General features: G+C 39.6%; 11 protein-coding genes. 5 read left to right on the top strand and 6 right to left on the bottom strand.

The genetic code is table 11. The annotated features are described in order from the left end of the window. Positions 1–91: 91 nt before the first annotated feature. On the bottom strand, positions 92–646 hold the full coding sequence (locus J4N25_RS04115) for a hypothetical protein (RefSeq protein ID WP_207420875.1): 555 nt from the start codon (positions 644–646) through the stop codon (positions 92–94). Between the two features lie 171 nt (positions 647–817). Between J4N25_RS04115 and J4N25_RS04120 the strand changes: the two genes are divergently transcribed. Together J4N25_RS04120 and J4N25_RS04125 are read left to right on the top strand one after the other, a co-directional pair. Next, positions 818–1,339, top strand: coding sequence for an acyl-CoA thioesterase (locus tag J4N25_RS04120; protein ID WP_207420876.1), 522 nt, complete (start codon positions 818–820; stop codon positions 1,337–1,339). A 392-nt stretch (positions 1,340–1,731) separates the two neighbouring features. Beyond that, the gene (locus J4N25_RS04125; RefSeq protein WP_207420877.1) at positions 1,732–2,427 is read left to right on the top strand and encodes an RNA recognition motif domain-containing protein; all 696 of its coding nucleotides are present in this window, start codon (positions 1,732–1,734) and stop codon (positions 2,425–2,427) included. Positions 2,428–2,494: 67 nt separating this feature from the next. On the opposite strand, the gene pruA is transcribed toward J4N25_RS04125, so the two are convergent. Continuing rightward, the gene (pruA, locus tag J4N25_RS04130) at positions 2,495–4,132 is read right to left on the bottom strand and encodes an L-glutamate gamma-semialdehyde dehydrogenase (protein ID WP_207420878.1); all 1,638 of its coding nucleotides are present in this window, start codon (positions 4,130–4,132) and stop codon (positions 2,495–2,497) included. A gap of 87 nt (positions 4,133–4,219) precedes the next feature. Here pruA and J4N25_RS04135 point away from each other — a divergent pair, with 87 nt between their 5' ends. Beyond that, positions 4,220–4,480 carry a hypothetical protein gene (locus J4N25_RS04135; RefSeq protein WP_207420879.1) on the top strand — a complete coding sequence of 87 codons (261 nt, stop codon included), beginning with the start codon at positions 4,220–4,222 and terminating at the stop codon, positions 4,478–4,480. 92 nt (positions 4,481–4,572) lie between these two features. Then, entirely contained in the window at positions 4,573–5,634 is a 1,062-nt protein-coding gene (locus J4N25_RS04140; RefSeq protein ID WP_207420880.1) for a hypothetical protein, read from the top strand. Positions 5,635–5,857: 223 nt separating this feature from the next. Here the strand turns inward: J4N25_RS04140 and cydB are convergent, their stop codons facing one another. The 3 genes from cydB to J4N25_RS04155 all read right to left on the bottom strand — a co-directional run bounded on the left by cydB (position 5,858) and on the right by J4N25_RS04155 (position 10,943). Beyond that, positions 5,858–6,892 carry a cytochrome d ubiquinol oxidase subunit II gene (cydB, locus tag J4N25_RS04145; protein WP_207420881.1) on the bottom strand — a complete coding sequence of 345 codons (1,035 nt, stop codon included), beginning with the start codon at positions 6,890–6,892 and terminating at the stop codon, positions 5,858–5,860. Next, positions 6,892–8,277, bottom strand: coding sequence for a cytochrome ubiquinol oxidase subunit I (locus J4N25_RS04150; RefSeq protein WP_207420882.1), 1,386 nt, complete (start codon positions 8,275–8,277; stop codon positions 6,892–6,894). Before J4N25_RS04150 ends, cydB begins: the two co-directional genes overlap by 1 nt. Positions 8,278–8,435: 158 nt before the next feature. After that, positions 8,436–10,943, bottom strand: a complete 2,508-nt coding sequence (locus tag J4N25_RS04155) for an AsmA family protein (protein WP_207420883.1) — start codon at positions 10,941–10,943, stop codon at positions 8,436–8,438. 83 nt (positions 10,944–11,026) lie between these two features. Between J4N25_RS04155 and J4N25_RS04160 the strand changes: the two genes are divergently transcribed. Then, positions 11,027–11,476 carry a hypothetical protein gene (locus J4N25_RS04160; protein WP_242695772.1) on the top strand — a complete coding sequence of 150 codons (450 nt, stop codon included), beginning with the start codon at positions 11,027–11,029 and terminating at the stop codon, positions 11,474–11,476. 34 nt (positions 11,477–11,510) lie between these two features. On the opposite strand, the gene J4N25_RS04165 is transcribed toward J4N25_RS04160, so the two are convergent. Next, on the bottom strand, positions 11,511–12,887 hold the full coding sequence (locus J4N25_RS04165; protein ID WP_207420884.1) for a dihydrolipoamide acetyltransferase family protein: 1,377 nt from the start codon (positions 12,885–12,887) through the stop codon (positions 11,511–11,513). Positions 12,888–12,900: the final 13 nt, after the last annotated feature.

Raw genomic sequence — 12,900 nt, forward strand, 5'->3', positions numbered from 1 at the left:
AAGAAAAAGATATTTTGCCTCGTAAAGCCTTTGCATTTTTTAGTGCAGAGGCTTTGTACTTTTCAGCTGAGACCCCTTTTGGAATAGAAATTCAGTTCTTTTCTACTTTCTGTAACACGAGCTCAAAAATTTCAAATAGGTTTTTCAAGGTCTGGATTTCTGTTATAGCTTCATCTTCAATAAACAATTCTAAGAACGGTTTCTCTGCACCCGAAACATTATGAGTATGAATACCCAGTGAGAAGTTATGCAAAGTAAGAAGACGTTGACGAACTGACTCATCACTAAATACAGATCTCACCATTTCTTCATCGTTGGTTCGCACCAGCATACTTTTATCAAAATTCTCCTCTCCTATTTTCACATCCTGCATTCCAAAAAATTTCCCTATTTCATCAATAAAGTCTTCCCTATGGATTGCAAAGCGGAAAGTCGTACTGTCAGAAAGTATAGCGCTGAAAGAGGTACTTGCGTAGCCCCCCTCAAAACCTCCCCCGAGGTCCACATCTATATCAAGTACCACCTCCCGGCCTCTTGCAGGAATAACTGCTTCATAATCTAAAACATCTTCTTTCAGAAGATCTAGTTCTATTTTTCTCCAAGCAGCTTCTATAGCCTCGTTGGAATCAATTGTAGTTTCATTCATATCAGTATAGGTTAAACCTATTACACATTACCTTTCAACCGCTAATTTGGTTTTTCATAATTAAATAGGCACCCATCTTTTACTTTATTGCCTTTACAATTATCACACAAGTTTTAAATTTGTCGGGAGATGTATTGTAAGGATTCACATTTAACCTACCTTTGTTTTTAAATGAGTATAATTTCAAAGACTGCTGAAGAATCGTTAACCATAATGAATGAGCTTGTTATGCCAAACGACACTAACGCACTAAATAATTTAATGGGGGGGCGTTTATTGCAATGGATGGATATCGCTGCCTCTATTTCTGCACAAAAACATTGTAACAGCATTGCCGCTACTGTTTCTGTTGATAATGTATCTTTTAAGCAGCCTATCAAATTAGGGGATGTTGTAACTATAAAAGCTAAGGTAACACGCGCTTTCCACAGTTCTCTGGAGGTTAGACTTGTTGTTTGGACAGAGAACATCTCGGGGGTTAAAACCAAAAGCAATGAAGCTTTCTATACCTTCGTATCACAGGATACAAATGGCAAGGTACTTCGAATCCCTGAAGTGGTTCCAGAAACAGAAGAGGAAATGCAGCTGTATGATGGTGCTCTGCGAAGAAGACAATTAAGGCTAATGCTGGCCGGAAAGATGAAACCAGATGATGCAACGGAGCTAAAGGCATTGTTCTTCCCTGAAGAATAATGTGAGAGAGTGTTCAAAAAAACACTTGAAGTAATAAAACCTTTTGTATTATTTCATCTTCTAATTGTGTAGCATCAAACAGGTCATTTTTAGCACGAATAATCAGGTTTGCAGGCTTAATACTTTTTTATAAAAATGTTGCTGTTTCAGCAATAAATTTTAGATATATTTGTTTAGAGTTTATTAAATATCTGAGCGTCTTGCTAAAACACATTAGTCAACACTTAAAACCGGTTTTTAGAATAATTTTTTAAAAAAAATTAAGACTAGTACGTCTTTTTTAAGATCTTTGCATTTATATCTCGAACCTTGTATCTCAAATCCAGGGTTTATCGTAAAAAAGTAGGTAGCAACTTAATATTTACATAATCTACCACCATTGTTATTAAATTATGTCAAGAGTTTTTGTAGGAGGTTTTCCCCGCGATCTAGAAGAAGAAGAATTAAAAGAAATATTTCAGGCATTCGGACAAGTTGAAGCCGTTAAAATTGTCAGAGACAAACGAACAGGAATAAGCAGGAGATTTGGTTTTGTTGACATGGACAGTAAAGAAACAGCCGACCTTGCTATAGTGAACCTGCATGAAGGATCCATCGATGAAGATGTGATCAGCGTTAAACACGCTGTTGTTGAAGAGCCTAAACCGAAACCAGAAGTCCAGCCCCAAAGAGACAGAGCACAAAAAGTGCAATGGAAACCTAAAACAGGGGGTTATAATAAGGGCAAACCAAACAACGGTTACGGAAAATCAAACTACGGTTCAAACAGGTCTAACAATAGCGGTGGTGGCTATGGAAACCAGAACAGAAGTTATGGTAACCAGAATAACGGCAATGGAGGCGGTTATGGTAACCGGAACAATGGTAATGGATATGGTAACCAAAATAATGGTTATGGTAACCAAAACAGTGGCTACGGTAATCAGAACAGTGGGTATGGTAACCGCGGAGACGGCAACGGATATAACAGCCAGGGTTCAGGATACAATAATAACAATGATTACAGGTCAAACCGTAATAATAATGATTCAGGATCTGGATCAGGGCCAGGAAAACCAAAGAGACCGCGGATAAATCGTAATGGATAAATAGAAATAAAAAAAGGGGAGCTTAAATTGATAATGTTCCCCTTTTTTATACATGTAGTAGTAGCTTCTATCCGTCCGATTTAAGAAATGGATATCGAAAGTCCTTCGGTGGATCAAATGTTTCCTTTATTGTCCGTGGTGAAACCCACCTCAGCAGATTGAGCATTGCTCCTGCTTTATCATTAGTTCCCGAGCCTCTTGCCCCGCCAAAAGGTTGCTGTCCAACCACAGCCCCGGTACATTTATCGTTGATATAAAAATTACCGGCTGAGTTCCTTAAGGCATGAGTTGCCTCCTGTATTGCATATCGATCTGTTGCGATCACCGCTCCTGTCAGTGCGTAAGGGGAAGTAGAATCAATAACCTTCAGGATAGAAGTAAATTCCTCATCGGGGAAAACGTAGATAGTCAGAACGGGACCAAAAATCTCCTCGCACATTGTTGTATACCCTGGGTCATTCACAAGGATCAGAGTAGGTTGGATAAAATATCCCTGTGCCTTGTCGTATTTTCCTCCTGCTAAAACTTCAACTGCAGGATCAGATTTCGCTTTTTCAATATACCCAACTATCTTATCGAAAGATCTTTCGTCGATAACTGCATTTACAAAATTTGTAAAATCTTCTACCGGACCTATTTTGATGCTCTTCAGATCTTCCAGCAGATAGTCTTTAATTTCGGGCCAGAGCGACTCGGAGATGTATGCTCTTGAAGCAGCAGAACATTTCTGACCCTGATACTCGAAGGCTCCACGGATCAAAGCAGTTGAGGCAACTTTTGCGTTAGCAGACGAATGAACGAGAATAAAATCCTTTCCTCCGGTCTCTCCTACTATTCTTGGATAGCTTTTATACAAGTGGATATTTTCGCCTATTGTCTTCCAGATTGTTTGGAAAACTTTAGTTGATCCCGTAAAATGAATACCTGCAAAATCTCTATGTTTGAAGATGACATCACCGGCTTCTGGTCCATCAACATAAATAAGATTTATGACACCCGGAGGCAAGCCTGCTTCTTTAAGTACTTTCATAATTACTGCCGCAGAATAAATCTGAGTATCGGCAGGTTTCCATACAACTACATTACCCATCAAGGCCGCAGAGGATGGAAGATTTCCTGCAATAGCCGTGAAATTAAAGGGAGTAAGTGCAAAAACGAAGCCTTCCAGGGGCCTCTGCTCTACCCTGTTCCACGCCCCGCCCGGCGATACGGGCGGCTGCTGGGCATAAATCTCTGCCATATATTGCACGTTAAAGCGGAGGAAATCGACTAGCTCGCAAGCCGAATCAATCTCAGCCTGATAAACGTTCTTTGACTGGCCAAGCATTGTAGCGGCATTTATCTCAAATCTGTATGGTCCCGCTATTAAATCAGCTGCCTTTAGGAAAATAGCAGCACGTTGTTCCCATGGCAGGTTTTCCCACTCATCCTTTGCTCTGATTGCTGCATCAATTGCTTTCTCAACATGCCGGCGGTTTCCCCTGTGGTAGTAGCCCAGAACATGAGCATGATTATGGGGTGGAGCTATAGCAATACGCTCTTCAGTCCTAACCTCTTCTTCTCCTATATACATGGGAAGGTCGACTTCGTTTTGATACGCCCTATTCAATGCGTCTTTTATGTTTTTCCGCTCAACGCTACCGGGTTCGTAACTAAGGACCGGTTCGTTCCTGGGAATGGGTACTTTGAAAAATCCTTTTGTCATACCATTCAATTTACTAAACAAATTTTGCAAACTTTACGCCCTTCAATAAATTATATAACAATCGATAGAAAATAATATCGCAAGAAAATGAAAGAACCATTCGACATTGAACTACAAGGCTTCACGTATGCTGTTTTCCCTGAAGAAGACGACATCTATACTATTTTTCTTGAAGGCCAGGAATATTTGAAGATTCAAAAAGATACAGAAAATCACTGGATAACAATAGACCCCGACACCGATACGCCTATCTTTGAGGAGAATGAAGAAGCCCAATTGCTGGGCAAAGAGATCCTTGAATACAAGGAAGAAGAAATTGATGAAGATGGTGAACAAAACCAGGAATAGTTTCCTTGGTTCCATTAATCATTTTAATAAATAACTTTCATCATTTATAATCGACGGGTCAGAGACGTCTTTTGTTAAAGAAATTAAACAGTATGTCGGATTACGAATCAAGGGTTGATATCCCCTCTAGAAAAAAGTTTTTCTACCCGGTTAAAGACGTATTGCGGGATTACCTTCTTAAATATAATCGAGAAGTCAAACTCCCGGTACAGTACACTGACCTATTGCGTTTTCAGATGAGTGTGCCGCTTTTAGATAAGAACGGGAACGATACCCTGTGGCAAACGGTTTACTATGATCAAAGCGAGATGAACGAGCTATTTCCAAATCTCACCTATATTTATGCTTTGATGAATGCGGCCGGGGATATGGAAGTAATGGATCATCTCCAGATAGCTCAGATCGACTATTGTACGTTTGGTAATTCTAAGCCCTTTAGAATAAGAGTAATCAACAAGTTCAACGATAACTATGACTATTTTTACGTGAAAGTAGCTGATGCCTCACGTGTATATGGTTTAGAACTTGAGCATATCCTTTCACCTAACCGTCTTACTTATCTAACAGATAATCATACCCTGATTGAAGAGCACATTTCTGGTCTCCCGGGCGACTTGTTTATCCGCCAAAGAATAAATACTTCGAAGTTCAATCAGATCAGGATCTGCAAGGAATTTGTAAAGTTCAATGAAAGATGTTTTATCAGGTTACTGGGTGATATGCGCTCTTACAATTACGTGGTTCATATAACCCCTGATATAGAAGGCAATCAATACAGGATCAGAGCAATAGATTTTGACCAGCAATCGTACGAAGGCAGGAGGCAATTTTATCTTCCTCACTTCTTTAAAGAAAATAATTCATTAGTGACTCTTGGTATTCAACACATGGATAAAAAAACGATGAGACAATACCAGGAAGAAGAGCGAAGCTTGATCAAGAACAGAGCTAAGTTGGTCCATTACCGGCTTGCGGATATCTTAAAAGCAATGAAACAAGACGAAATTGCACCGGTTCAAAAAGTAAAACAGCTTGGAATTGACCTTGCAGAATTCCACAAGCAGGATTTATTTAAAAAATGTGGTTCTATGGGGGAACTGGTGGAGGAGCAGTTGAATATATATCTATCAGGGAAATTCACTTTATACTTCTAGCCGAATTCTTCCAATTTCATTAAAAATCTAAAATATTACTTAATTAAGTATCGGTTTAGTATTTTTGGGAGATCGACCATGAAATTAATGTACGTTCTCCTGGTGCTTACTATAGTAGTAGGTTCCAGCTCTTGTAAAGTAAAATACACTGGTGCTGCAGGCAAACAAGTTGACTTTAAAAGGTATCGGAATTAATCCGATACCTTTTTTACTTTATTACATTCTAATAACTCATCTCATCCAACTTAACTTTGCCTTTGAAGGTCCAAAATACAAAGGTTGTGTATGCAATTACCAAAGGAACACCGATGGCAGCAACAAGAAGCATAATCCCAAGAGACTTTTCCGAGGAAGCTGAGTTATAAACGGTTAAATTATAGGCAGGGTTAGCAGTTGATATCACCATATTGGGATATAACTCTACCGCAACTATAATTAATAATAAACTTACAGTTATACTTGAGGATACAAATGCAAAGCGATATTGTCTTTTTGCAACCATCCGTGTAATGTTTGCAATAGCGAAGACCATAGCTACCGGTATAAAGAACATCCAACTATTGTTCCTTATGGCGTTAGAGAGGTGAGGAATATATAAAAGTGTATAGAAGCTTAACAAGAGTATCGAAATGGAGAAAAAAATAGTTGTATTCCTAACCATTACTGTGAGTTTAGTATACAGCCTGTCTTCTGTTTTCATGACTAAATATATGGCACCGTGCATCATAAATAAAGCAAGGGTAGTGATACCAACCATTACCGAGTATGGATTGAGAAAATAAGCAAGCGTACCAGTGAAGTTCCCTTTATCATCGATAGGGATCCCTAACAAAAGGTTGCCTAATACAACCCCGAGCAAGAAGGCAATGGTAGTGCTAGACAGACAATAACACACGTCCCACATCTTACGCCACCAAGGCATTGATTCCTTACTCCTAAATTCTATAGAAATCGCACGAAAAATAAGTACGGTAAGGAAAAGCATAAAAGGCATGTAAAAGGCAGAAAAAACAGCAGCATAGACGCCGGGGAAACCTGCAAATAAGGCTCCCCCTCCTATTACCAGCCAAACTTCATTACCGTCCCACACTGGTCCTATAGCGTTTAAAGCAATTCGCCTACTGGTTTCCTTATTGAAAAATAGATGCAGGGCTCCCGCTCCAAGATCGAAGCCATCGAGAATTGCGTAGCCAGTAAAAACTCCTCCGATAACGAGAAACCAGAGAGTTTGATAATCAAGTCCAAAAATTGTAGCCATTATTTTGTATAACCTAATTCGTTTGCCATACTTTTCAACTGTGGACTGTGGTCAATATCCTCACCGGGTTGACTCGGTCCGTGTTTTATCTTCTTGTTCAAAAGATAAATGAACAATATAAAAAGAAGTGTATAAACAACTGAGAACAAGATCAGAGAAAAGATCACTTGTTCTGCCTTTACTGCTTGAGAAAGAGCATCAGACGTTCTTAAAAGCCCGTATACAACCCAGGGCTGTCTTCCTGTCTCAGCAGCAAACCAGCCGGCCTGATTGGCAAGCTGAGGAAGAAATACCGACCACATAAAAATATGCATGAGCCATTTTTTTTCGAATAGCGACTTTTTATACCAGTGCCAGCAGGCGAAGAGAGTGAGCGCAATCATAAACATTCCAATTGCTATCATGATGTGGTAAGTTTGAAAAACAACATTAAGCGCTTGTGGCTGATCTTGCTTACTAAAATTATTCAACCCTTTAACCGGGGCGTTGAAATCTCCATGAGTTAAAAAGCTAAGCCCCCCCGGGATCTTCAATCCAACTGTCTTATTATTCTTTGTGTCGATATAGCCTAACAAATACATGTCCGCTGCTGCATCCCTTTCGAAGTGCCCCTCTAAGGCGGCAAGCTTAACAGGTTGATGCTCTGCCACAACATCTGCAGATGCGTGACCAGCAACAAGTTGTAGAAGAGATGATACTGTAGCTATACACAGCGCTATTTTAAAAGAAGATTTAGCAAATGGGAGATGTTTTTTCCGAAGGATATAGTAGGCACTGATACTAAGTACCAGGAAAGCGCCAGCGATGAATGAACCAATCCAAACATGTGACACACGTTGTATAGAAGACGGATTAAAAACCATTTCCCAGAAATCAGTAATAACTGCCCGGGCGGCTAATCCTTCACCTTCTATTTTATAGCCTGTTGGTGTTTGCTGCCAGGAGTTAGCAACAACGATCCATATAGCAGAAAACATAGAACCGAGTGTTACCATTACCGTAGAGAAGAAATGAACGCGCGGGCTCACTTTGTTCCAACCAAACAGTAGTACTCCTAAAAATCCTGATTCAAGTGCAAAAGCGAATATGCCCTCGGCTGCAAGAGCTGATCCAAATACATCGCCCACATATTTAGAATATGTTGCCCAATTTGTTCCAAACTCAAACTCCATAACGATGCCTGTAGCAACACCTATCCCAAAGATGAGCGCAAAAATCTTGGTGTAAAACTTCGTCATGTTCTCGTACAGCTTATTTCCGGTTTTCAGGTAAAGACCTTCCATAGCAACCATGACTAAACCGAGTCCGATACTTAACGGTGGATAGATATAATGAAAGGAGATGGTAAACGCAAATTGTATTCTTGAAAGAATTTCTACATCCATTTGTCTTGATTCTGGTGATCCTACAATTGATGTAAAAGTACGGTGCTTTAAATAATTATCAAGGTTGTTACAATTACGATTTTGTCGTATTCTTAATTTAAAACGGTTCTATTTTAAATTTTCTCCCAATAAAAAGAGTTCAATTTTCGTTACAGAAACTATCTTTTCAGACTGTCCTGTGCTGCCTTTTTCTCCCTCCGGCTTTCTCGTGCCTCCGCTTTGTTCTTTGCTTTCTCGCTTTCTTTTTCCTTCTCATCATCGTCTTTCTTTCCCAGTTTAACCCGCAGGTTTCCGTTCTCATCGTCTGTGGCAGTAAGATTTAGTACAATCCCCCTTGTTATCCTCTTCTGTTTTAAGCTATCCGGGAGATCTTTGTCTCTTTCGGGATTTCTAATAGGAATTTGCAGTCCAATGTTTGTCCCCTTTCCTATTCCATAAGTCCCCTCCACGATCATATTTAAAACACTGGTCATCACCGTCATTTTAGGGATCTCGATTTTATCGCCTTTTACAATAAGAGTGTTAGACAGATCATTTATGGTGATGTTAGAGAAGTCCCTATTCGGAAAGGCGATCTTTCCAACCTTTTTCATTGGAGCATACCCAATTAGAGCTCCATTTTTTAGCTTAAAATCTACTTTACCTGTAAAAGACCGGGGAACAATTGTGCCTGATTGGTTCATGAGACCCTTAACGTTCACCAAGGCTGAAAATTTGCCTTTTATGTTTTTACTAGTGATACTTTGTTGTCCGAAATCCTCGAAAGCATAAAAGAGATGTTGAATATCTACATTACGAAGACGTGAAATCACCCTAAAGGGATTGGTACTTGTGGCCTTCTGAGCAATATCTCCACTTATATTCAATTCACCGCCAGCGTGCCGTAAACTAACATCTTTTATAGTTATTCCATCTTGATTAAGGTTTAGGTTAGCATGGGTGTTTGTTGCCGCAAACCGTTTGTAACGCAACTTATCCGATTTCAACTCCAGATGTACGCTGGCTTCGTCTAAAACATTGTTCAATTGACGGAATAACCTACCTATTTTATTTTTCCTATAGTTTCCTTTAACCTGCCGTCTGGCAGCAAGGAAAGCAAGGAATTCCTTCAAATCTATCTGGGGACTGGAAATATTCCAATCAAGTATAATTCGTTGAGGATCTGTATAATAAAAATTAACGAAATTTTTAACTGCGCCACGCATATAAAGTTTGCTGAAAGCAGTTTGAACAACGAAGTCTTTGAGGTATAGATCTTGTCCCTGAAAATTCAATTGTCCGTTTACATTTTTAAATAATAATGCTCTCGGAACATAATTCAACTCTCCATTTTTAATAGTTACCGTTCCTGCAATAAAAGGTTCAATGACACTATTAGAGTTTAAAGGTGCTTTATAGAATAAATTGATACTAGCTGATCCCCCTTTTGCAAGGAATGTTTCTGAACCAGAAGCTTCGTTTAGTTGCCTTAATTTGAAGTTGGATACAAAACGACCCTGAAGAACAGGAAATTTCAGGTTAATGATCTTCAGGGAATCTGACCTGAAAGGAATACCTCGCCAGTTGGCTACAAAATTACGCAGGACGATTATGGAGTTAGGATCTAAGCGGGGCTTGCCCTTTATCACCTCATTAGAATAACTTCCGGTGAAAGTACAATTTTCTAAAGGTTCTCCTGTCAGCGTTATCCGACTATTCTTAACAGCCCAAGAAACATTTACCAAAGGTGTATCTGCCCCCTTTGACTTTCCCCTGATTGATGCTGCTGCCAAGAAAGGCTTCTCTATTTTATATCGTTTCAAGGCATTGGCAATCTGAGGAGTTACTAATAATAGAACCTTCTCATAGGTAATGCTTTGTGCCTTAATATTAAGTGAAAAATCTGAGTTGTTGGGAGCAAAAGAAAAATCTCCACCCAGGTCGATAGCTTGTCCTCCTATATGAACCCGTTTCGAAGGGATACTCAAAATATGGTTAACGTGATTATAATTCAAGTCCAGTTCCGCCTGTAACAGCTGTTCTTTAATAAAGCTACCTTTACTCGTTTTGAAGGTTAGCGAACGTACCATGGTGTTTATCTTCACCTTTGCTTTCCAATCATTTGGATAATATTTTATCTTCCCTTTGAAATCCCTTATTGAGAAATCAAAGAACTTGTCTTTCGACCTGTTGTCATAGACAAATTTGACGTTCCTAAGCTCAATTCTATTGAACTTATTTTTTGGCTTCCCACCTCCTCCTTTTGCGGAGGGCTTAAAAATTTCTGTATTCTTATATCCAAGGCTATCAGTATAAAGATAAATTTCAGCGTCCTCAACACTCATCCATTGGAAAGTTGGCTTTCCACTAATCAGCGAGAACGAATTTACTGCTACATAGATTTGCCTGGCTCTTAACAGATCGTGTTTGTGCTCCTTATACAAACTATCACGAAGCAGAACGTTCTTCAAGGATACAGCAACACCCGGAAAACCTTGAATTAAAGAAGGTTCCATGCTTTCGATAGTTAGATGACCCCGGATATCCTTATTTATCTCGAGCGTCACTTTTTCAAGGATCTCCCTCTTATTTATAGTGACATAAGCTGCGACGCCCAGCCACATAATCAAGATCAATACTGTAAAAACCCCGATAACGATAAGGCTGACTTTAACGAAACGGTTCATACAGAGAGGGATAGTATTAGCATTTAACAAAGGATGATTTGCATTCAAACAGGATTCTCCTCAAGATGTTCGACAAGTGGCAAATGTTTTTTATTAGACTAACAGGGTTTAAACAATTGACTTATTCTTTTGTACTAGATGAGATGGACGAGTCAGAATCAATTATCAGATTATTTCTACTGGCAATACCAATCGCATGTATTGCCTGGACAGTAACTCATGAGGAAGTTTTCAGAGAACCCCGTGAGTACTGTGTGGATAAATCGCAAAAGAGCAAGCATCTATTGAAAAGGAAATTCTTTTATCTCTTTACCTGTGAGTATTGCTTTAGTCACTATGTGACTGCTCTTTTCCTGATAATGACTGATTACCAGCTCTTATACAATGATTGGAGAGGGTACCTGATCGGAGGCTTTTCCCTGGTATGGATAGCAAATATTTACATGAGCTTATATGCGATGATAAGAATAGATCTGAAGAAAAATCGGATTGTGGCAAAAATAGAGGAAAAAAAGGCAGAAGAAATGGAATAAGAAAAGGAAGAAAGCTCTCCCTTTTCTATTATAATTAAATCTCTTGGTTAAGGTCCCAGCTTTCGAGATAATCGGCAACACGTTTGAGGAACATTCCGCCCAGCGCGCCGTCTACCACCCTATGGTCATAGGACATGGATAAATACATCTTATGCCTGATAGCTATAACATCCCCATGTTCCGTTTCTAGAACTGCAGGTTTCTTTTGGATTGAACCTACAGCAAGGATAGCCACCTGAGGCTGATTGATCATAGGTGTACCCATGATATTTCCGAAAGGACCAATATTAGTAATGGTAAAAGTACCGTCTTTTACTTCATCTGGCTGTAGCTTATTACCACGGGCACGTTTTGCCAGGTCGTTAACAGCTCTACTAAGACCAACCAGGTTGAGTTGATCTGCATTTTTTATTACTGGAACTATGAGGTTACCACTTGGTAGAGCGGCCGCCATTCCGATATTGATATCTCTTTTCTTTATAATCCTGGTACCGTCAACAGATACATTGATAAGCGGAAAATCTTTGATAGCCTTAGCTACTGCCTGGATAAAAACCGGGGTAAAAGTGATCTTTTGGCCTTCCCTTTTCTCAAATGCAGATTTTATTTTATCTCGCCATTTAACAAGATTAGTGACATCAGCTTCAACAAAAGAAGTAACGTGAACAGAAACTTCCTTGCTCATAACCATATGTTCAGCTATTAATCTGCGCATCCGGTCCATCTCTATTATCTCATCACCCAGTCCGATGTTTATTACTGGTTGATGCTCTTTCGACAATCTTCTTTCAATTGGGTATTGATATTCCTGAGTTGTCGCCTCTTGCTTGCTAGTATTGTTTTGATCGACATCCAATTCTTTTGCTGAAGAACCTTGTCCTGCGTTTTTAGACCTAACATATTCCAGGACGTCTTGCTTGGTTACCCTGCCCTCTGCTCCAGTTCCTTCAATCGAGTCTAACTCTTGCTGAGACAGCCCTTCTTCTGTAGCTATACTTCTTACGAGCGGGGAATAAAAACGAAATCCTTGTTTTATGGCAGGAGCTGATGGTGGCGCAATCTTAGGGCTCTCCGAATGAGGAGGAATTATTACGTCAGCTCCAGGAAGGTCTTTAATAGCAGTAGGCTGTTCAAAAACCTGTTCTACTCTTTTCTCTTCCTTTTCCTCACCTTCTGTTTTAATGATTGCTATAACAGAATTAATTTGAGCCACTTCATTATGCTGGTATAGCTGACTAATTAAAACTCCGGCTACTGGTGATGGCACTTCAGAATCGACTTTATCAGTCGCAATTTCAACCACAGCTTCGTCTTCCTTTATGGTGTCTCCTGGCTGTTTAAGCCATTTAACGATGGTAGCTTCAGCTACGCTCTCTCCCATTTTTGGAAGCAATAATTCGAATTGAGCCATATTATTGAATAAA

The organism is Desertivirga brevis (assembly GCF_017355835.1).